Consider the following 21,897-nt stretch of genomic DNA (forward strand, 5'->3'; position numbering starts at 1 on the left):
CTCGCTCCCCGGCGGTCACAAGGAGCGGGCGCGAACGACGAGCTGACCGGCGTCCCGGCGCTGTAGTCGGGGGGCCGGATGTCCCGCAGCGGGTGTGGACATTCCTGGAGCCATCTCAAGGGCCTGGACTTCGCGGGGATCGCCGTCGACCAGACTGGAGGGATGATCGACGTCGAGGACGGGTCCGCGGAGCGCTGAGCCAAGGGTCAGCGAGAGGTCGAGTTCGTCCGCCGCATCATGGCCGCCGTCAGTGTCGCGGTGCAGGCTCTTCGCCGCCTGTGGTGAACATGATTCAGGGCTTGGCTGCCCCGGAACCGTTGGGTGCAACGTGGCCTTCGGCCCGCCGGGCGCGGGCACCGCGGGCCGCTTCGTCCACGAGTCGCTCGGCCACGACTGCCATTCTCGTGTTTTCCGACTGGCTGATTTCTCGAAGCCGGGCGAATGCCTCGTCGGTGCTGATGCCGGAGCGGCCCCGCAGCAGGCCAATGGCCTGATCGATGATGGGGCGTGAGGACAGCGCAGTCTCCAGCTGGAGTGTCAGCGCCTGGGCGCGTGCGAGGACCTGGGCGTTGTGCAGTGACACGGCAGCGGGTGCCGCGAACTGCTCACCGAGATGCGTTGCGCGGTCGTCGAAGGCATCCTTGTCGCGGGCATAGACGCTGATGGCACCGACCACCTTTCCAGGCACCAGCAGCGGCAGCGACAGCGCGCTGTGCACGCCGAGCCTCCCGACGCGGGGTCCGAAACGGGGCCACTGCTTTTCTCCACCCAGGGATCCGGACCGGAAGGTGCGGCCTTCGAGCGCCGCGGAGATGCAGGGCCCCTCGTTGAGCGTGACGTACTGGATCTCGTCGATCTCGGCGACGAACGGATGACTGGCGGCCAGGGCCTCCACGCGATGCCGTGAAGAATCCACTCGGAGCAGCGTCACTCCGGATCCATCAGCCCCGGGAATGGCGTGGACGGCGTACGTGGCCACCGATGCGAGGACGTCGTGGAGACCCTGCGCACCCATGACCAGACCAGCCAGATCAGCAAGGCTCGCGTGCAGATCAGCCTCGTCGCTGCTGCCCTCATCGGAAGTCCCAGGAATCCGGGGTAACACGTTCTCGGGCGTCGGATGAGTCATGGTCGATCTCCGTCTGCACTGCGGCGGGTACGTGATCCCACCGCTGATTGAGTGTAGCGAAGGGGTAGAATTCAGGCACTGAGAGCATCAGCAAGTTCGGGAAGGGTCCGGCCGTCCGCCGCCGCACCCCAGGGGCATCGGCCTCGAACCCCCACACGTCGGTCACACCACGCCCGTGCAGGTTTCCCGGTTCGTCCACTGGCAGTTGAGCCAGACGCCCGTTCTTGGACACACCCGTTCACGCCACATCATTCTCCTCTTGATCGTGTGGCGGTCGCATCGTGCCTGGTCCACCCACACTGCGCAATTCCCCACCCCACCCCAGGACTGATGCCATGACCACCACCATCGCCCGGAAGTCGGTCCCGCCGACTCCACACCACACACCGTCGCTGAGCCCAGAAGAGTTGCACTCAATGAATGCCTACTGGCGTGCAGCCAACTATCTCGCGGTCGGCCAGATCTACCTGTATGACAACCCCCTGCTGAAGCGACCCTTGGTGCTCTCGGATGTCAAACCCCTGGTGGTCGGCCACTGGGGCACGACGCCCGGCCAGAATTTCATCTACGTCCACCTGAACCGGGTCATCAAGAAGCATGACCTTGACATGTTCTACATCGCCGGACCCGGGCACGGTGGGCCAGCGCTGGTGGCCAACACCTACCTGGAGGGCAGCTACTCCGAGATCTACCCCGACGTCAGCCAGGACGAAGCCGGTCTGAAGAAGCTGTTCACGCAGTTCTCCTTCCCCGGGGGCATCTCCAGCCACGTCGCGCCCACCACACCGGGCTCCATCCATGAGGGCGGCGAGCTCGGATACTCACTCAGCCACGCATTCGGTGCCGCCTTCGACAATCCCGACCTGATCGTCGCCTGCGTAATCGGTGATGGTGAGGCTGAGACCGGACCGCTGGCCACGGCATGGCAGTCCACGAAGTTCCTCAACCCGGTCACCGACGGTGCGGTGGTTCCCATCCTCCACCTCAACGGGTACAAGATCAGCAACCCCACCATCCTGTCCCGCATCGAGCACGAAGAGCTGGACCAGTTCCTGCGTGGTTGCGGTTGGGACCCTCGCTATGTGGAGGGGGACGACCCGGAAACCATGCACGAACTGATGGCGTCGGTGGTCGACGACACCATCGAGGCCGTGCGCGCCATCCAACTCGACGCGCGCACCAGCGGCGATACGTCCCGACCGCGATGGCCAATGATCGTACTGCGATCACCCAAGGGCTGGACGGGGCCGAAGGTGGTCGACGGTCTACCGAACGAGGGCACTTTCCGCTCCCACCAGGTGCCGCTGTTGGTGGATGAGGCCCATCCCGGGAACGTTGAACATCTCGAGACCTGGATGCGGAGCTACAAGCCGGAGGAGTTGTTCGACGCCGACGGGCACCTGCTGCCCGAACTGTCGACGCTCGCCCCGACGGGCCACCGCCGGATGGGCTCCAACCCCCACACCAACGGTGGCTTGTTGCTGCGTGACCTTCGGATGCCCGATTTTCGGGAACACGCAGTGGAGATTCCCGCACCCGGTGCCGTGGAGGCGAGTGACACCTCCGTGCTGGGGCAATTTCTGCGGGACGTCGTCACCCTGAACCAGCACCGCCACAACTTGCGGATCTTCGGCCCGGACGAGACGTTGTCCAACAAACTCGGCGCCGTGTTCGAGGTGACCGACCGCCAGTGGGAGGCCCGTACCGTCGACACCGATGAATTTTTGGCCCCCTCCGGGCGGGTGCTGGATTCGATGCTGTCGGAGCACCAGTCGCAGGGCTGGCTGGAGGGATATCTGCTCACCGGGCGCCACGGTCTGTTCAACTGCTACGAAGCGTTCATCCACATCGTCGACTCCATGTTCAACCAGCACGCCAAGTGGCTCAAGATCACCAAGGCGCTCCCCTGGCGACGCGACATTTCCTCGCTGAACTACCTGTTGGCCTCCCACGTCTGGCAGCAGGACCACAACGGCTTCACCCACCAGGACCCGGGCTTCCTGGACCACGTCGTGAACAAGAAGGCCGACATCGTCCGGGTCTACCTCCCGCCGGATGCCAACTGCCTGCTCTCGGTTGCGGACCACTGCCTCCGGAGCCGTCACTACGTCAACGTGATCGTCGCCGGCAAGCACGCCATGCCCCAGTGGCTCACCATGGACGAGGCGGAAGTGCACTGCACCAAGGGCATCGGGATCTGGGAGTGGGCAAGCAACGACCACGGGTCCGAACCCGACATCGTCCTGGCCTGCTGCGGGGACACCCCGACCCTGGAAGTGCTGGCCGCCGTGTCGATCCTGCGCGAGCACCTGCCCGAGTTGAAGGTCAGGGTCGTCAATGTCGTGGACCTCATGAAGCTGCAGTCAGAGAGCGAGCACCCGCACGGCCTGTCCGACAGCGACTACGACTCATTGTTCACCAAGGACAAGCACATCGTGTTCGCGTTCCACGGATATCCCACCCTGATCCACCGCCTTACCTACCGACGGACCAATCGCAACCTGCACGTGCGCGGCTACAACGAGGAAGGCACCATCACCACTGCCTTCGACATGCGGGTACAGAACCGGCTGGACCGCTTTCACCTGGTGCAGGACGTCATCGATCGGCTTCCACAGCTCGGCGCCACCGGCGACTACCTCAAACAAGCGATGGCAGACAAGCTCATCACCCACAACCTCTACATCAACAAGCACGGCAAGGACCTTCCTGAGATCCGTGACTGGATGTGGGAGACCGACAGGGGTCAGAAATGACACCTCACGCCCCGGCCAGCCCGGCCGCCCCTGCGACAACGCACGATGCGGCAGCCAGCCTGACGACGATGCCCCTGGCCGAGGTGGAGAAGCAACTGGAGACCTCGGCTGACGGCCTGAGCGCGACGGAGGCGGCCAAGCGGCTGGAGCAGTACGGCCCCAATGAGATCGCCGAGCACCACACCAACGCACTGCTCACGTTCTTGTCCTACTTCTGGGGCCCGATCCCGTGGATGATCGAGGTGGCCGTCATCCTCTCGGGGGTCGTGGGGCACTGGGCCGACTTCTTCATCATTCTGGTGCTGCTGTTGGCCAATGCACTGGTCGGATTCCTCGAGGAACGCCAGGCCGGTAACGCTATCGAGGCGTTGCGCGGCAAGCTCGCCGTCACGGCCCGGGTGAGACGAGACGCCGCATGGGTCACCCCCGCTGCCCGCGACCTGGTGCCGGGGGACGTCATCCGCCTCCGGTTGGGCGACATCGTCCCCGCCGATGCCCGACTCCTGGAGGGCGACGAGATCGAGGTTGACCAGTCCGCTCTCACCGGCGAGTCGTTGCCCATCACGTGTGCTGCCGGGAATCCCGTGTACTCCGGGTCCATCATCCGCAGGGGCGAGATCGGCGCTCTGGTCTATGCCACGGGCACCCACACCTACTTCGGAAAGACAGCCGAACTCGTGCAGGATGCCCACACCGTCAGCCATTTCCAGAAGGCCGTGCTGAAGATCGGCAACTACCTCATCATCCTCGCGGCAGGCTTCGTTGCCGTGATCATCGTGGTGTCCCTGCTCCGCGGAAACCCCGTCGTGACCACCCTGCAGTTCGCGCTCGTCCTGACAGTGGCGGCAATCCCCGTCGCGATGCCGACCGTGCTGTCGGTGACGATGGCTGTGGGCGCTCGTCTGCTGGCCGCCAAACAGGCCATCGTCTCCAAGCTCGTGGCCATCGAGGAGCTCGCCGGGGTCGACATCCTCTGCGCCGACAAGACAGGCACCCTGACCCGCAACACCCTGACGCTGGGTGAACCGTTCTGCGCCGAAGGAATCACGGCTGCCGAGGTGACCACCGCTGGGGCGCTGGCCTCCCGGGCCGACGACGACGACCCCATCGATCTCGCCGTCCTGGGTGGGCTGAGCGACGCAGACGATCTCCAGAGCTACACCGTGACGCACTTCGTGCCCTTTGACCCGGTCCACAAGCGCACCGAGGCCACCGTCACCGCGGGCGACGAGGCCTCGTTCAAAGTCAGCAAGGGCGCACCCCAGGTGATCCTGGCGTTGGCGGCCGACGCCGCCGCGATCGCCCCCACCGTCAACGGGGCCGTCAACGACTTCGCCGCACGTGGTTTCCGCTCCCTCGGTGTGGCGCGAGCAGAGGATGGTGGCAACTGGCATTTCCTGGGTGTGTTGCCGCTGTTCGACCCACCGCGCGAGGACGCAGCCTCCACCATCGCGACCGCCCAGGCCATGGGCGTGAGGGTGAAGATGGTGACAGGTGACGCCCTGGCCATCGCCAAGGAGACGGCCACCAAGGTTGGTCTGAACAGCAGCATCCTCGACGCCGCCGGTCTCGGCGACTCGAAAAAAACCGAGGACGAGGCGACAGGACAGGCCATCGAGAAGGCCGACGGCTTCGCCCAGGTTTTCCCCGAACACAAGTACCACATCGTCGACGTCCTCCAACAGCGCGGACACATCGTCGGGATGACGGGCGACGGCGTCAATGACGCCCCCGCACTCAAGAAGGCGGACTGTGGCATCGCGGTGTCCGGCGCCACGGATGCCGCTCGTGCAGCCGCCTCGATCGTCCTCCTCACCCCCGGGTTGTCGGTGATCATCGACGCCATCAAGGAGAGCCGCAAGATCTTCCAGCGGATGAACAGCTACGCCACCTATCGCATCGCCGAGACGCTGCGGGTTCTGCTGTTCGTGACGCTGGCCATCCTCGTGTTCAACGTTTTTCCGGTCACCGCGATCATGATCGTGATGCTGGCGCTGCTCAACGACGGCGCGATCCTCTCGATCGCCTACGACAACGTTGTGTACCGAAGCCAACCTGAGGCCTGGAACATGAAGACGGTGCTGGGGATCGCCACCGTGCTGGGCGTCGTCGGTCCGATCGCGGCCTTCGGGCTTTTCTACCTCGGCGAGAAGGTATTCCACCTCGAGCATCCCCAACTGCAGACGATGATGTACCTCATGCTGTCGGTCGCCGGGCACCTCACCATCTTCCTCACACGCACCCGGGGGCCCTTCTGGTCCATCCGCCCTGCGCGGATCCTGGTGTTGGCAGTGCTCGGCACCCAGATCGTCGCCACCCTCATCGCCGTCTACGGTCTGTTCATGACCCCCCTGGGGTGGGGATGGGCGGCCCTGGTCTGGGGTTACGCGATTGTCTGGGCCCTGCTCAGCGACCGCATCAAGCTTCTGGCGTACCGGATCCTCGACCCGGTGCCCGCCCCCAAGCCGTCACCTGTGAACAGCGGCACACAGGCCGCCGGAGGAAAGGACAACGCATGACCACTCAGGAGGTTCCCTACATGATCGGGGCCACGATCACTGGAGACGACGGCCCGTGTGGCACCCTGGACAGGGTGGTGCTCGACCCCGTCGTCAAGGCCGTCACCCACGTCGTGGTGAGGTCACCCCATCACCTCGGGTCACCCCGGCTGGTGCCGGTCGAACTCCTGGAACTCTTCAGCGAGGGAACCGACCTTTTGCGGTTCCACGGCACGGTCGGGGACTTCTTCCGGTTGGCCATCGTCGAGGAGACCCATTTCATTGCAGCCCCGCCCGGTTTCAGCGACTACGACCAGGCATTGCTGTGGCCCTACTTCGAGGGCAAGTCGGCACCCCCAAGCATGACCGGGATGGTCACTGAGGACCACCTTCCGATGGGCGAGGTGGACATCCGACGCGGCGACACCGTCCACGCCACCGACGGCGAGATCGGTCTTGTGCAGGGACTCGTGGTCAATACCGCCAGCCACGTGACGCATCTCCTCCTCCAGGAAGGACATTTTTTCGGACGCAAGGAGGTCTCCATTCCCATCAGTGCCGTCACGAACATCTCGAACGGGGTCGAGCTGAGTATGTCGAGGGATCAGATTCGTGACCTCCCCGCCGTTGAGCACGAGGGATCCGGCACATGAGACACGCAGTCAGATGGCCGCAGGGATGATCACCCACCCGGCGTACACCGTCGAGCCGTGGTGCCTGCGCGAGACAGGCCTCCATCTTGACCTGCTGGCCCAGAGCGAGTCGCTCTTCGCGCTGGGCAACGGCCACATGGGGTGGCGGGGGAATCTCGATGAGGGTGACCCGCACGGGGTGCCGGGGAGCTACCTGGCAGGCGTGTACGAGTCCCGGCCGTTGCCCTACGCCGAGATTGGCTTCGGCTATCCCGAGGCTGGCCAGACCGTGGTCAACGTGACCAACGGCAAGCCGATCCGGCTGTTGGTCAACGACCACCCCTTTGACGTCCGCTACGGCGAGCTCCGCTCCCATGAGCGGGTACTCGATTTCCGTTCCGGGTTGCTGAGCCGATCCGTCGAATGGGTGAGCCCCGGCGGTCAGGCAATTGCTGTGCGTTCGACGAGGCTGGTCTCGTTGGTGCAGCGGAGCATGGCGGCCATCCACTTCGAGATCGAGTCGCTCGGCTCCACCATCTCAGTGGTGCTGCAGTCCGAGCTGGTGGCCAACGAGATTGGCTCATCCGCGTTCGCTCCAGACGCCGGTGACGACCCCCGCAGCACCGCCGACATCGGCTCAGTGCTGGTGGGGGAGCAGCACGAGCACCACGACCTGCGCGCCTACCTCCTGCACAGCACAGCCGTGAGTGGTCTGCGCGTGGTCGCCGCCATGGACCATGCGGTTGATGCCCCGGATGGCGTCCGCACCATCACCGAGACCTCACCAGATCTCGCTCGGGTCAGCGTCATGGTGACGCTTGCGCCTGGGCAGCGGCTGCGGCTGGTGAAGTACGTGGCCCACGGATGGTCGGGGGTCCGGTCCCGACCCGCCCTCCGGGACCAGGCGGCGGCCGCCCTCTCCGCCGCGGTTCACTCGGGGTGGGACGGCCTCGTCTCGGAGCAACGCGCCTACCTGGACGACTTCTGGGCACGAGCCGATGTCGAGGTGGACGGGGACGAGGCGGTGCAGCAGGCCGTCCGCTTCGGTCAGTTCCACATCCTGCAAGCAGCATCCCGCGCCGAGGGCCGGGCCATCGCCGCAAAGGGGCTGACCGGGCCGGGGTACGACGGCCACGCATTCTGGGACACAGAGATCTTCGTGCTTCCCCTCCTCAGCCACGCGTGTCCGGCGGCGGCTGTGGACGCACTGCGGTGGCGGCGCTCCATCCTCCCTCTGGCCCTGGAGCGGGCCAGTCAACTGGGCCTGGCCGGGGCAGCCTTCCCCTGGCGGACCATCGCCGGCCACGAGTGTTCGGGGTACTGGCCGGCGGGGACGGCCGCGTTCCACGTCGGCGCAGACGTTGCCGCCGCTGCGATCCGTCACGTGGATGCCACGGGCGACCTCGTCTTCGAGCGCGACGTTGCCCTCGAACTGCTGGTGCAGACCGCGCGATTGTGGTGCTCGCTCGGTCATCACGACACCCAGGGGCAGTTCAGAATCGACGGTGTCACCGGCCCCGACGAGTACTCGGCGGTCGCCGACAACAACGTCTACACGAATCTGATGGCGCAGCAAAACCTTGCCGCAGCGGCGGAGCTGGCCCTGAAGTACCCCGTGCAGGCTGGCCGGTTGCGGGTCACGGCCCCGGAGATCGCAGCCTGGCGGGGGGCCGCAACAGCAATGTATGTTCCGTGGGACGAAGCACTTGGCGTCCACCCTCAGGCCGACGGGTTCACCCATCACCAGGTGTGGGACTTCGCGGCCACCGCGCCCGAGCAGTACCCGCTCCTCCTGCACTTCCACTACTTCGACCTGTACCGCAAGCAAGTCGTGAAACAGGCAGATCTGGTGTTGGCGATGTACCTGCGCCCCGAGGCTTTCACGGCCGAACAGAAGGCACGGAACTTCGCCTACTACGAGGCCATCACGGTGCGCGACTCCTCGTTGTCCGCCTGCGTCCAATCGGTTCTGGCAGCGGAGACGGGGCACATCGAACTTGCGCACGACTACCTCGGGGAGGCGGCCCTCCTTGACCTGAATGATCTGGAGCACAACACGCGCAGCGGCCTTCACCTCGCAGCGCTGGCAGGCACCTGGATCGCTCTGGTGCCGGGCCTCGGGGGGCTTCGCGAGCACGGCACCGTGTCGTTCTCGCCGCGGCTGCCAGAGCGCCTCACACGGTTGGCGATCAACCTCGCGGTCCGGGGGCGACTCCTCAGGGTCGAGATTACCCACGAGCAGACCCTGTATCGGCTCGTGAAGGGTGAGCCGCTTGAAGTGAGCCACGATGGCACCATCATTCAGCTCAACGTCGCCGAACCCGTGAGATGCCCGACGAGTCAGCCCGCCACCATCACGACTCTCCACCAGCCTGCCGGCCGCGCCCCGACCCGGAGGGGCCGCGACGCGCCGTAGCGCCTGTGCTTTTCTCGCACCTTTCGGCTCCTTGGCATCGTTCACGAACCCGCATGTTCCGCCGGGGCAGGGACCCTGCGACTTCCACTGGTTCTGCTGGGTTCGTGCGGCGGGCTAACCGACCCCGCTGGCGCAGCGGCCGGTTCAAAAGCGTACGATACACAGTGTATCCAGATGAGGATGCCAGTGATTCCAGAAGCGATCGGGGGCCGTATGGCCACGAACCTCATAGCGGTGACGAGTGTTGCGGCGCGCTGCGCCGGTGCTGAGAATGCAGACGAGTACTGGCGACTTCTTCAGGCTGCGCGTCCGCAGTTCCGCAGCGTCCCCAGCGACAGGTGGGCCGCGCGACCAACAATCAGGGTGCCCGGCAGCAACAACCGCAGCTACTCCCACGTCATGGCCCCGATGCAGGATCCGTTTGCTTTCGATGCGCAGCGGTTTCGTGTTCCCCGTGCCCGCGCGATGCGCATGGATCCCCAACAACGACTGGCAGTCTCGCTCACGGACGAACTGTTCGAGCGCTCCCGAGGCGACCCCCGGGAGGCATCGGGGGGGCGCGTCGCCACAGTGGTAGGTGTCAGTTCCACCGACTACAGGTCGATCAGCGCAGCACCTTTGCTGGCGGAGGCGACTGTTGATGGCTCCCTCGGCGTCGGGAATGGCTCCGAACGAGCCGCGGTCACGGCAGCGGCGACACGGGCCGTGAAGCCCATGAGTGGCCACACGATGTCCGGTGTGCTCGCCAACATGGTCGCCGCAGCGGTCCAATCGGTCTTCGACCTCACCGGCCCGGCCTTCACCGTTGATGCGGCGTGCGCCTCGAGCCTGACGGCACTCGACATTGCCTGTTCACTGCTGTCGCAGGGGAGAGTGAATGCGTGCATCACGGGTGGGGTCTACACCACGCTGACGTCGGAGGCACACGTGGGGTTCTCCGCCGTTGGCGCGCTCTCGCCCAGCGGAAAATGCCGACCGTTCACGTCCTGCGCCGACGGTTTCGTCATAGGTGAGGGCGGAGCGCTCCTGCTGTTGAAGCGATTCGAGGACGCGGCCCGATCCGGTGACCACATCCTTGGGGTGATTGAGGCCATCGGTTCGTCCAACGATGGTCGCGCCCCCGGAGTGATGACCCCCACTGTCAAGGGCCAGGTGTTGGCAATCCGGGAGGCGCTGACCGTGCGGGGGCAGGAGTCCCTCAGGGTCGACGCCATCGAGGGGCACGGTACCGGCACGACGGTCGGGGACCAGGCGGAACTCGAAACCCTCCTCGAAGTGTGTGACCCCGATGCAGGACGTCCCACACTCCTTGGGTCCGCCAAGGCGATCATCGGCCACACCATGGCCGCATCTGGTGCCCTGGCGCTCGTCAAGGCGCTGCTCGCACTGGAGAACAACTCCTGGCCACCCCAGCCGTCCCTTGACGTCTCCGAGCCTCACCCGTTGCTGGAGGGGGCCCCGTTCAGGCTCGCTGGAGAGAAGTGCGCCGAGACTCCGTTGAGGAGGGTGGCAGTGAATTCCTTCGGGTTCGGCGGCACGAACTGCCACGTCATCCTCGCCACCCCACATGAGGTGGAATCGCATGCATGACACCGCACTGATCCTCCTGTCCGCAGCGACAGAGAGGGAACTGAGAACCACAGCGGGAGAACTCGCCGGTGAGGTTGAGCGGTACCGCACGCGCCTTCCGCACCAGGAGGCCTCCGACGCAGCATGGCTGCAGGGACTCTCCGCGCGGACGTCGCTCAAGGCGACGCAACCACATCGAGCCGCCGTCCTCGCGGACAGCCTCGAGCAACTCCACACACGGCTGTGTTCCATCCACAGCGGCGAGATCGCGTCGTGCGCGAGACTCCTCACCGACGGCGCGTCGACAGCCCACGTCAGCCACGATGCACAGGCCGTGTTCCTGTATCCCGGCCAAGGCAGTCAACGAGTCGGCGAGAGCTCAGAACTGGCGGCTGGAGTGCCGCGATTCGCGGCAGCCGTCCGAGACCTGGAGGAACGGTTCACCAGTCCGTCGCTGGTTCCATTCCTCTCCGGGGCGTGGGGCCACCCGCTCGACGCCCAGCTCCAGGAAGACGTGAATGACACGACGATCTCGCAGCCCCTGCTGTCGGTCCTGGCCATCGCCACCACGGAGACGCTGGCCGATCTCGGAGTCCACCCGAGCATCACCCTGGGTCACAGCGTGGGGGAGATCGGCGCCCTCCACGGGGCAGGAGTCATCGACTCCGACACAGCCCTTGGTCTCATCCAGGACCGCGTCTTCTGCATGAGGAAGGCGGCCCCCGCCTCCGGGATGATCGCGGTGCGCGCCAGCGCCGGTGCGCTCCACGACGTGCTCGAAGGGGCACCCGGGGTATTCCTCTCGTGCGACAACGGTCCGCACCAAGTGGTTCTCGGAGGGACGGACACCGCCCTGCACACACTGGAGCGACAGCTCGACTCCGCCGGAGTGCGCTTCACGCGGTTGCACACGTCCGCTGCTTTCCACACCCCGCTCTTTGCGACAGCCGACGCAGAGTTCCGGCGACGCATCGCAGCACGACCGTGGAGTTCCACCCCCTGTGAAGGCGCCGTGACCTGCGTGTCCTCGGTCACCGCGCGCAACGTGGTGACGGCCGAACAGGCGAGCCAGGGCCTCGGACATCAGCTTTCAGGCACCGTCCGGTTCCGCGAGGCCGCCCGGAAAGCCCAGGAAAACAACCCCGATGTCCTCGTCCAGCTCAGCGGCGGGGTCTCGTTGATGCGGATGTATCGCCAGACCAATCCCGAGTTCACCGGACGTGAGATCGGCATGGGTGGCAGCCATGACACGCGCGCAGGAATGGCAGCGTGCGTCGGTGAAATGTTCCTGTCATTCCACAACTTCCAGGCCCACAAGATTCTGAACAGCAAGGGGATTGCCAGCATGACGTCAACACAGGCATGGACCAGCGAGAACAGCGTCGTACGAACTCTCATCGACCCTCCACTCGACGACGCGCCCTCGGGAGCGATGCCGCCGGCAGCCCCACCCCTGCCACGGGATGTCGGGGGAGAGGGGATTACCCAGGACCTGCTCGGTCTCTTCCGGGAGCAGATCGCCACCCTGTCCTGCGTGCTGTCACCCGCTGCGCACCCATGGCCCCGCGCACGCAACCAGCAGTCAGTGGATGTCCTCCCGGCAGCGGAGCCCAACGCCCGAGAATCGACGGCGTCCCCTGCGGCACAGCAGGCAGAGGTGTCCGGTCAGGTGACCCGGATCATCGCCGACATCGGCGGGTACAACGTCTCGGACATCAACACGGGCGCCAGACTGGGAACCGACCTCGGCTTCGATTCGCTCACCATGACCAACGTGCACGCGGCGCTGACACGTCAGTTCCCTGCATGGAAACCCAGCGAGTCGCAACTCGGCTCCATCAGGACAATCGACGATCTTGCACGGACCATCACCGGCACTCCCGTCGACGATGAACACCCGGCCCGCCCGTCCCTGCCTGCCCGCACCACCGTTTCGACGGTGGCAATGTCGAGCGGCCCCGTCGGGAAGGCGGAGCGGTTCAGTGACGCTGCCACACCGGAAACCGGGCGGCTCACCACCCTGCCCGACGTCCAGGAGACGGTGGACAAGATCCGTGCGGCCAAAAAATCCCGGGTGCAGCTTCCCTACTACGTGGAGCACCAGAGCGTGGCGGCGGCAACGACCACCATCGCTGGTGAGGAGTTCCTCAGCTTCAGCTCCTACAACTACCTCGGCCTTGCCGGCCATCCGCACGTCGTGGCCGCGGTGCATGCCGCCGTCGACACGTACGGCACCTCCTGCTCGGCCGCGCGGATACTCTCCGGCAACCGGCCCATCCACAACGAGTTGGAGCGCTCCATAGCGAGTCTTGTCGGCGCCGAGGATTCCGTGGTCCTTGTCGGCGGCCACGGCACCAATGCGAGCATCATCCCACTCCTCTACGGGAACTCCGATGTTGTCTTCCATGATGCGCTGTCCCATGACAGCATCCATCAGGGGATCAAGGCATCCGGAGCGGTTCGCCATTCATTCCCGCACAACGACATCGATCAACTCGACAGGGCACTCGCCGCCCGGCGCAAGCACTTTCGTCGCGCACTGATCGTCACCGAAGGCATCTTCAGTATGGACGGGGACCTCGCAGACCTGCCCGCCATCGTCCGCGTCGCTCGGAAGCACGGGGCCCACATCATGGTGGACGAAGCGCACAGCATCGGGGTCCTGGGGGCCACCGGCGGTGGCATCTGTGAAGAACTTGGGGTCGACCCCTCCGAGATTGACATCCTGATGGGGACCCTCTCCAAAAGCATGGCCAGCTGCGGGGGCTACATAGCGGGTGGCGCACCCTTCATCCAGCACCTCCGCTACTCCCTCTCCAGCCTCGTGTTCAGCGCTGCCATCACCCCCGCCAACACGGCAGCGGCCCTGGCTGCCATCGAACAGCTGCGCAGCGAACCCGAGCGCCTGCACCGGCTGCGGGAGAACTCGCTCCACTTCGTGGAGGGTGCCCGCGCCCGCGGCCTCAACATCGGCAACGCCTGCGGCGTCCCCGTCGTGCCCGTGATCCTGGGGGACTCGGACGCGGCGATTGGCGTGGCAAACACGCTGTACCGCCAGAGAATCAGCGTGAATCCCATCATTTACCCGGCCGTGTCCAACGACCTTGCCCGTCTGCGCTTCTTCCTCACGTCCGAGCACACGATCCAACAGCTGGACCGTGCACTCGACCTGACGTCCGAGGCAGTTCACGGGATCGCTCGTGCAGCGTAGTGAAGGCCAGGTCCTCACCCTCCCCGATGGGGTGAGGGTCCTCGTTCTGCGGGACGCGACTGACTGGAGGGCCGAGACGGCCACCCGCCTGCTCCTGCAGATCACCGCGGCGGCAGCGACACCGGAACACCGCATCCCGGCGGAGCAGCGGGGCCGACTCATCTCGGAGCTGCTCATGCCCGGGCGCTTCATGGTCGGGGGAGACGTGGGCGGCAGACGCACGGCGCTGGGAGTCTCGGCTTCCCATGAAGGTCGGGACACGTTCGTTGCCTGTTCTGCTGGCCCGGTGGTCATTGATGCCTGTGCTGTGTACCGGTGGCCGGAGATCCAGGGAGCCGCGACCGTCGCCTTCACATGGGATGAACGGCACGTACTCAGACACCCCTGGGACTGGTGCCGTGCTTGGACGGCGTTGGAATGTCGTGCGAAACGTCAGGGGACGAGCCTGCTGGCGAGGACGCCACGAGAACCCCTACTGCACCCAACGTCCACCGGCGACCTCCACTTCGGTGACGTCTGGCACGTGAACCACCCTCCATCCGCAACAAGCGTGAGGAACAGAATATGTCTAGGAATAATGTCCAGCCCGCCACGGCCAACGAGACCACGCGCATGATGTCCGGGAGAGTCGCGGTGATCGGGTCCAGCGGGCAGATCGGCGCCCTTGTCACCGACCAGCTCGTGGCTCAGGGCATGGCTGTGCGTGCCATCTCCCGATCGACGACACAGACCCGGGACGACGCCGGCGTCGAGCAGAAGACCATCCACGCGTACACACGTGAGGAGTTGGGCAGGGCCCTGGCCGGGTGCACCCACGTGATTTCAACACTCGGCCTTCCCTACAACGCCCGCATCTGGCAGCGGGAATGGCCCTCCATGATGGATGAGCTTCTCAACGCCTGCCACATGAATTCGCTGCCGCTCACCGTCCTCGACAACATGTATGTCTACGGACGGGCAGCCTCCCCCATCACCGAGGACTCGAACCTTGCCCCGTGCAGCCGGAAGGGGGAGGCGCGACTCGAGGGCTGGCGTCGAATGCACGCGTTCCAGCAACGCGGCATGGATGTGGTGGTGTGCCGGGCTGCAGACTTCATCGGTCCCGGTGCAGAGACCACCATCCTCCCCTGGAGCGGCATCGCAGCGGTCCTGCACTCTGGGCACGGTGCGCTGCGGTGGCTGGGCGACCCCGGGTTCATGCACTCCTTCTCCAACACCGTGGACATCGCCGGGGCGCTTGTCGACGTCTGCGCACGAAGCGAAATGCGCCGTCACGATGTGATCCACCTTCCAGCCGTTGACGCGTTCTCGGGCCACGAGTTCCAGGATCGCCTCAGCAGGGTTGCGGGCCGTGGCATCACGCTTCACGCCACCCCTTCCCGCCTTGTCCGCCTCGCGGGAATCTTCAGCGGACCGGCGCGCGAGCAGAGTGAAATGATGTATCAGGTGGAGCGTGACTACGTTGTGAGCGACGCTCGCTACCGGGAACTGACTCCACAGTCTCCCCATCGGAGCATCCTGGGCTGTCTCGAGCAATGGGCGCAGATGGCCTGATTGATCAGCCTTTTGGCATCGCGATGACCTGGAGAAGCCGTTCCAGGGCCTTGGCGGCCCCGTTCTCGCCCTCAGAGAACTGGCCCATCGAGACGGCGCCCAACTCCTGCTCGTACAGCCCCACAGCAAGGATGACCACGTCCCGAAGGGGGAGCAGCAGGCGGGTGCTGGTCCGCTCGAGGAGCTCACCGAGGACCACTTCCAACTGGCGGTAGAGGTCTTCCTGAGCCGCCTGCAGTACCCGCCTGGCTTCTGCATGCCTGACGCTTGCGCCCCTCAGCTCGGTGACGAGGCCATACCACCGAGCTTCTTCGGTGCTCCCGAACTGGAGGCGTCGCAGGGCGCCGGGAATGACCGTCGCGATCTCGACCGGCGAAGAGGGATTGAGTGCGTGGAGTTCGCTCAGCGTCTCAACAACAGCCTTCCGAATTTCGTGGGATTGTCGCTGGTTCGCCTGGAGGTAGATCGCCTCAATGAGTTCTTCTTTGGAGCGGAAATTTGAATAAAAGGCGCCTCGCGTGAAACCCGCTTTTTCGCACACCCCCTTGATGGTTGTCTTCAGGTACCCCGCTTCGCGGAACTCGTTGTAGGCGGTGGTGAGGAGTTTTTCGCGGGTGACGTCGCGCCGTAGCGCTTTGGTGCCCTGCGACGCGGCCAGCGGTGCACTCGCTTTGTCATCCATGGTGCTCACAGCTTCCTCCGCGTCTGATCCGTCACTCATTGCCCATGCAGGGTACCGGCAGGCGAAACCACCGCCAGCCGTCAGGGTGCCCCTCGTTGGCTACATCACGAGATCCGGTGTGATCGGGGGACCATGGAGAACCTGCTCCAGTGCCGACATGCACGGCCGCATCCGCAGCGTCCCCGCCAAGGCCCGGATGTCGTTCACGGCCAAGCAGCTCAACACCTTCGGTCGTCGTCGGCGGCACGCAGGCGACGTCCGCCGTGCTGCTGTTCGCACGCCGCGAATCAGCGTTGCGGTGGTCGGCGGTGGCGGCTTTCGGGATGCTGATCTGGATCATCTCGGAGATCGCACTCATCCATGCGTTTACGCTCGCACAGACCATCCACGTCGCCTCCGGACTGCTCCAGCTCATGCTGGTGTCGGCGCTGCTGGGCGTTGCACCCTGGCTCGCCGGGGAACAGCCCCTGGTGCCACGCCCGGTGTCGGATCTTCCTCTGCGGTCAGCCGTTGCCCTCGGCAAAGATGCGCCACGGCTGCGTGGGTGAGCTGCGCACCAGCAGGTAGCCCCAATCGGTGTATCCGGGCGGCATCGAGATGTCGCCGTGGAAGACGCGCCAACCCACGTCGAACGTCACAGGGACGTTCACCACCTCGTCCGGTGCCGTGCGGCCCGACCAGGCGGGATCCTCCACGTTGTGGTTCGCCACCTGAGCGTTGTCGATGTGGGCGACCGATGCGCACCACGTCTCGCCCTTGGGGGCCGTCGTCAATGCCTGCACCGTGTCGCAGTCATGGGCGTCGAGTGCCTGCAGGTAGACCTCCACCACCTGCTCAGGGGAGGCGTCATCGGTGGGCATGTCGATGTTCTTGGCCTGGTTCATGAGAAGGATGTAGACGATGACCACCACGGCGATCGCGGCGGCCACCCACAGTGGGGCGGTGGCCCGCCGTGAGCGCTTCTCCATGGAACACACCTTCCCTGCGACCGCCGTCAGCGGCGTCGGTTCTCCTGATGATGGGAAGACGTGCCGGTGGAGGGGTTCGCATGCATCAGTCTTCTCCCTCCTCCGGGGCGGTCTCGCCCTTGGCGTCAAGATCGTTGAGGAAACGTTCAGCCCACTTGTCGATGTTGTTCTCGGACACCTGCTTCTTGAGTGCCCTCATGCGCCGCCGCTTGTTCTGCGGGGTGTCGGTGGCTGCCTTCATCACGGCCTCCTTCATGCCGTTGAGGTCGTACGGGTTGACCATGTAGGCCTGCCGCAACTCGCGCGCGGCGCCCGCGAACTCGCTGAGGACCAGTGCACCGTCGGGGCCCGGGTGGCAGGCCACGTATTCCTTCGCGACAAGGTTCATGCCGTCGCGCAGCGGGGTCACGATCATGACGTCGGCGATCCGGTACATGGCGGCCATGGTCGCGCGCGGGAACGAGGCGTGGAGGTAGACGATCGCCGGCCGGCCCACACCACCCACCTCGGAGTTGATGCGCCCAACCAGCAGGTCAATGTCGTCGCGCAGTCGGCGGTACTCCTCGACGCGCTCGCGCGACGGCGTGGCCACCTGCAGGAACACTGCGTCGTGGGGGTCCAGGGTGCCCTCGGCGAACAACTCGCCCATGGCGCGGATGCGTTGGCGCAGACCCTTGGTGTAGTCCAGACGGTCAATGCCAACGAACACCGTGGACGGATTGCCCAGGTCTGACAGGAGTTGCTCCGCCTCGGCGATCGCCTCGGGTGAGTTGGCCAGGTCGGAGAAGCCCTGCGTGTCGATGGAGATGGGGTAGGCGCGGGCGATGCACGTGTGCTGGTTCTCGCCGATCAGTTTCGCCCGGTCCCTGTCCACTCGGTGATCGGTGCGTCGACGCACAAGCCGCAGGAAGTTGCTGGCACCGCCCGGGACCTGGAAGCCCACGAGGTCCGCGCCGAGCAGCCCCTCGAGGATCTCGCGCCGCCACGGCAGCTGGTCGAACAACTCCATGGGCGGGAAGGGGATGTGCAGGAAGAAGCCGATGTTGAGGTCGGGCCGGAGCTCCCGCAGCATGCTGGGCACAAGCTGCAGTTGGTAGTCCTGCACCCACACGGTGGCGCCCTCGCCGGCGACCTGTGCGGCCTTCTCGGCGAAGCGCCGGTTGACCCTCTTGTAGGCGTCGAACCATTCACGGTGGTACTCGGGGTAGGCCACGGAGTCGTGGTAGAGCGGCCAGAGCGTGGCGTTGGAGAATCCCTCGTAGTACTCCTCCACCTCCTCAGCCGTCAGTGGGACGGGTTCGATCGTGTAGCCGTCATGCTCGAACGACTCCACCTCCTCGTCGGGGGCACCGTGCCATCCCACCCAGGCCCCGCCGCGTTGCCGCATGACCGGTTCGAGTGCCGTGACAAGCCCACCCGGAGCCGTCTTCCAGTCCACCGCGCCGTTCTCGTCGACGATGCGATCCACGGGGAGTCGGTTGGCAACAACGACGAAGGTTGCGCCATTCTCCGGTGATTGGCGAGTGGTGTCCACTGGTTCCTCCTGAGGGGTCAATTCTCACCCTATCGAACGGGTTTGACAACGGGTGGGGACGGTCGGGACATGGCAGGGTGGGGGCATGGACGATTCTCTCTGGCGAACCACCACCTCCCACGGCGAAAGTTTCATGAAGGCCTTCGTCGAACGCCACGGCGAGGCGCTTCTGGCCTTCGACTTCGACGGGACCCTGGCGCCCATCGTCGACGACCCCGAGGATTCCCGCCTGCACGAGGGGTCCGCAGCTGCACTGGCGCAGCTGGGTCCCGAAGTGGGGCGCATGGCCATCGTCACCGGTCGCGGCGTCGACGCCGTGCGCAGACTGGGCGGCCTGGATGACCGACAGGGACTGGATTGCCTCGTGGTGCTGGGGCAGTACGGCGTTGAGCGCTGGGACGCCGCCACCGGCGAGGTGCGCCACCCGGACGTCCCTTCTGGTGTTGCGGAGGCGTGGGATGAGCTCCAGTCCCTGGTGGGCGGGCTGGAGTCCTCAGGTGTGGACGTCGAGGGCCTGTACCTGGAGGACAAGCAGCGAGCCTTCGGTGTGCACACGCGGCGGGCGAAGAATCCGCAAGCCCTCATGGAGCTTCTGGAGGACCCCGTCCGGCGGCTTGCCGAGCGGCACGACCTCCAGGTGGAGCCCGGCCGTTTCGTGCTGGAGGTGCGGGCCGCCAGTGGGGACAAGGGCGATGCGCTGCGTGAACTCGTGGAGGAGACGCGCCCATCACTTGTGGCCATGGTCGGCGACGACCTCGGCGACATCCCGGCATTCGAAGTGCTGGAGGAGTTGCAGGGGGCCGGCACCATCTGTGCCCGCGTGGTCAGCGGCTCCACGGAGCAGTCCGTGTTGCAGGGGCATGCCGACATCAGCTGCGACGGACCGGACGGCGTGGCGCAATGGCTGGAGCATCTCGTCGGACGCATTGCCTGAGCGGCGTCCGCGGTGGTGACGGCAGGGGTGTCGTTGTCCACCTCGTCTGCCAAGGAGTACAGAATCGTCAACCAGACACGGATGGGTGTGGTGGGGCGGGCGGGGCTCGAACCCGCGACCGTCAGATTATGAGTCCGATGCACTAACCGGCTGTGCTACCGCCCCTGACACATTGCGGGACCCAGTCAACCATCCCGGCAGCCCCAGTGCGACCCGGCACGCTGCAGCGCACGCAGCATCATCGCCAGAGCAACGACCCGAAGACCTCGTCCCAGGACCCGTCGACGGGCCCGGCGGGTAGGTTGGCTGTCATGCGTGAAACAACCCCGATTGATGCCATTGCCGAGGGATATGTCGATGCCCTCGTCCAGTACAGTCCCATGGCCGCCACGTCCCTGGGGATTCCTGGCCACGACCATCTCATGGACGACTTCTCACCCGCGGCGCGGGCTGGGTGGGCACAGGTGGAACGCGAAACCCTTGCAGAACTGCAGGCGGCCACGCCACGAGACGACACGGACAGGGTCACCGTCGCAGCGATGCAGGACCGCCTCGGCCTGTCGGTGGAATCCTTCGAGGCGGGTGACCACAAGGCCGAACTGAACAACATCGCCTCACCCCTGCAGTCCCTGCACGAGATCTTCGACCTCATGCCCACCGACACCCCCGACCACTGGGCGGCGGTCTCGTCGCGGATGAGCGGCATTCCTGCCGCCATCGACGGCTACATCGAGACCCTTCGTGAGGGCATTCGCGACGGCATCGTCCCAGCCAGGCGTGCTGTGGCCGACGGCGTGACCCAGGCCAGCGCACTCGCCGACCCGGCCACGTCCCGATTCCACGCCATCGCCACGTCTTCGGGTGTCGAGGGCAGCGCGGGTGAGGACCTCGCCGAGGCCGCCGGTCTGGCATCCGCGGCCTACCAGCGGCTTGCCGACTTCCTGGCAGATGACCTGGCGCCGGTGGCGCCGGAGTCGGACGCTGTGGGCCGCGATCGCTACGCGCGCGCCTCCCGCAAGTTCATCGGCGCGCGTATCGACCTCGACGAGACCTATGACTGGGGCGTCGAGGCGCTGGGCCACATTGCAGCAGAGCAGGAGGCACTGGCACGCAAGATTGCCGGACCTGGCGCATCGATTGCCGACGCCGTGCGGACCCTCAATGCGGACCCCGCCACCCAGATCCACGGGACTGCAGCATTGCAGGAGTGGATGCAGGCCACGTCGCAGCACGCCATGCAGGAACTGGACCGCATCCACTTCGACATCCCCGAGCCCGTCAAAACGCTGGAATGCAGGATCGCCCCATCCCAGACGGGAGCCATCTACTACACCGGGCCGGCTGAGGACTGGTCGCGTCCGGGGCGGATGTGGTGGAGCGTCCCGGAAGGGGTCACCGAGTTCAACACCTGGATGGAGAAGACCACCGTCTTCCACGAGGGCGTTCCGGGACACCACCTGCAGATCGGTCAGGCGGTGTGCAACGCCGCCGAACTGAACCGGTGGCGACGCCTCGTGTGCTGGAACTCCGGCCACGGCGAGGGCTGGGCGCTGTACGCGGAGCGGCTCATGGAGGAGTTCGGCTTCCTCGAGTCCATGGGGGACCGGTTCGGCATGCTGGATGCCCAGCGGCTGAGGGCCACACGTGTGGTCGTGGATCTGGGTGTCCACCTCGGCAAGCCGGCATTCGACCGCTACGGCGGCGGCGTCTGGGACCACGACAAGGCGTGGGCGCTGCTGCGGGACAACGTCCAGGTGGAGGACAACCAGCTCCACTTCGAGCTGAATCGCTACCTTTCGTGGCCGGGGCAGGCTCCCAGCTACCGGGTGGGTCAGCGGATCTGGGAGCAGATCCGCCGTGATGCGCAGCGCCAGGCCACGGAGCGTGGCGAGGCGTTCTCCCTGAAGCACTTCCATACGCGGGCACTGAACCTCGGCTCACTGCCGCTCGACGTGCTCCGGAAGCAGTTGCTCGGCTGATCGGGGGCCCACCGGTCAGTGCGACCGGTGGGCCG

General features: G+C 65.7%; 14 protein-coding genes and 1 tRNA gene. 10 read left to right on the forward strand and 5 right to left on the reverse strand.

Features of this window, described 5'->3' with window-relative positions; translation table 11 throughout:
- Positions 1-292: 292 nt before the first annotated feature.
- Positions 293-1,129, reverse strand: coding sequence for a GAF and ANTAR domain-containing protein (locus EAX62_RS09660; RefSeq protein WP_121901458.1), 837 nt, complete (start codon positions 1,127-1,129; stop codon positions 293-295).
- A gap of 335 nt (positions 1,130-1,464) precedes the next feature.
- Between EAX62_RS09660 and EAX62_RS09665 the strand changes: the two genes are divergently transcribed.
- From EAX62_RS09665 to EAX62_RS09695, 7 genes are all read left to right on the forward strand, one after another.
- Positions 1,465-3,885: a phosphoketolase family protein gene (locus EAX62_RS09665; protein WP_121901459.1), complete on the forward strand. Its 2,421-nt coding sequence runs from the start codon at positions 1,465-1,467 to the stop codon at positions 3,883-3,885.
- Positions 3,882-6,404 (forward strand): plasma-membrane proton-efflux P-type ATPase, encoded by a 2,523-nt coding sequence (locus tag EAX62_RS09670; RefSeq protein ID WP_121901460.1) that lies wholly within the window; start codon positions 3,882-3,884, stop codon positions 6,402-6,404. Before EAX62_RS09665 ends, EAX62_RS09670 begins: the two co-directional genes overlap by 4 nt.
- Positions 6,401-7,036 carry a hypothetical protein gene (locus tag EAX62_RS09675; RefSeq protein WP_121901461.1) on the forward strand — a complete coding sequence of 212 codons (636 nt, stop codon included), beginning with the start codon at positions 6,401-6,403 and terminating at the stop codon, positions 7,034-7,036. The genes EAX62_RS09670 and EAX62_RS09675 overlap by 4 nt, the downstream gene beginning before the upstream one ends.
- A gap of 25 nt (positions 7,037-7,061) precedes the next feature.
- On the forward strand, positions 7,062-9,431 hold the full coding sequence (locus EAX62_RS09680) for a glycoside hydrolase family 65 protein (protein WP_121901789.1): 2,370 nt from the start codon (positions 7,062-7,064) through the stop codon (positions 9,429-9,431).
- A gap of 186 nt (positions 9,432-9,617) precedes the next feature.
- A complete protein-coding gene (locus EAX62_RS09685) occupies positions 9,618-11,021 on the forward strand; it encodes a beta-ketoacyl [acyl carrier protein] synthase domain-containing protein (RefSeq protein ID WP_158600617.1) in 1,404 nt (467 codons plus the stop codon).
- Entirely contained in the window at positions 11,014-14,211 is a 3,198-nt protein-coding gene (locus EAX62_RS09690; RefSeq protein WP_158600618.1) for an aminotransferase class I/II-fold pyridoxal phosphate-dependent enzyme, read from the forward strand. The genes EAX62_RS09685 and EAX62_RS09690 overlap by 8 nt, the downstream gene beginning before the upstream one ends.
- 564 nt (positions 14,212-14,775) lie before the next feature.
- Positions 14,776-15,765, forward strand: a complete 990-nt coding sequence (locus EAX62_RS09695) for an NmrA family NAD(P)-binding protein (protein ID WP_121901464.1) — start codon at positions 14,776-14,778, stop codon at positions 15,763-15,765.
- A 4-nt stretch (positions 15,766-15,769) separates the two neighbouring features.
- Here EAX62_RS09695 and EAX62_RS09700 read toward each other — a convergent pair whose 3' ends face one another.
- A complete protein-coding gene (locus EAX62_RS09700; RefSeq protein WP_121901465.1) occupies positions 15,770-16,486 on the reverse strand; it encodes a TetR/AcrR family transcriptional regulator in 717 nt (238 codons plus the stop codon).
- A 224-nt stretch (positions 16,487-16,710) separates the two neighbouring features.
- Here EAX62_RS09700 and EAX62_RS09705 point away from each other — a divergent pair, with 224 nt between their 5' ends.
- Positions 16,711-16,995 (forward strand): hypothetical protein, encoded by a 285-nt coding sequence (locus EAX62_RS09705; RefSeq protein ID WP_121901466.1) that lies wholly within the window; start codon positions 16,711-16,713, stop codon positions 16,993-16,995.
- Here EAX62_RS09705 and EAX62_RS09710 read toward each other — a convergent pair.
- Positions 16,951-17,415: a hypothetical protein gene (locus tag EAX62_RS09710; RefSeq protein WP_121901467.1), complete on the reverse strand. Its 465-nt coding sequence runs from the start codon at positions 17,413-17,415 to the stop codon at positions 16,951-16,953. The genes EAX62_RS09705 and EAX62_RS09710 overlap by 45 nt on opposite strands.
- An 85-nt stretch (positions 17,416-17,500) precedes the next feature.
- Positions 17,501-18,949 (reverse strand): alpha,alpha-trehalose-phosphate synthase (UDP-forming), encoded by a 1,449-nt coding sequence (locus tag EAX62_RS09715; protein WP_121901468.1) that lies wholly within the window; start codon positions 18,947-18,949, stop codon positions 17,501-17,503.
- Positions 18,950-19,034: 85 nt separating this feature from the next.
- On the opposite strand from EAX62_RS09715, the gene otsB reads away from it, so the two are divergent.
- Positions 19,035-19,883 (forward strand): trehalose-phosphatase, encoded by an 849-nt coding sequence (gene otsB, locus EAX62_RS09720; protein ID WP_121901469.1) that lies wholly within the window; start codon positions 19,035-19,037, stop codon positions 19,881-19,883.
- An 88-nt stretch (positions 19,884-19,971) separates the two neighbouring features.
- Here otsB and EAX62_RS09725 read toward each other — a convergent pair.
- Positions 19,972-20,048: transfer RNA gene (locus EAX62_RS09725), tRNA-Ile, on the reverse strand.
- A gap of 146 nt (positions 20,049-20,194) precedes the next feature.
- On the opposite strand from EAX62_RS09725, the gene EAX62_RS09730 reads away from it, so the two are divergent.
- Positions 20,195-21,862, forward strand: coding sequence for a DUF885 domain-containing protein (locus EAX62_RS09730; protein ID WP_121901470.1), 1,668 nt, complete (start codon positions 20,195-20,197; stop codon positions 21,860-21,862).
- Positions 21,863-21,897 lie beyond the last annotated feature (35 nt).

The organism is Tessaracoccus antarcticus, assembly GCF_003688855.1.
Taxonomy (GTDB): domain Bacteria; phylum Actinomycetota; class Actinomycetes; order Propionibacteriales; family Propionibacteriaceae; genus Arachnia; species Arachnia antarctica.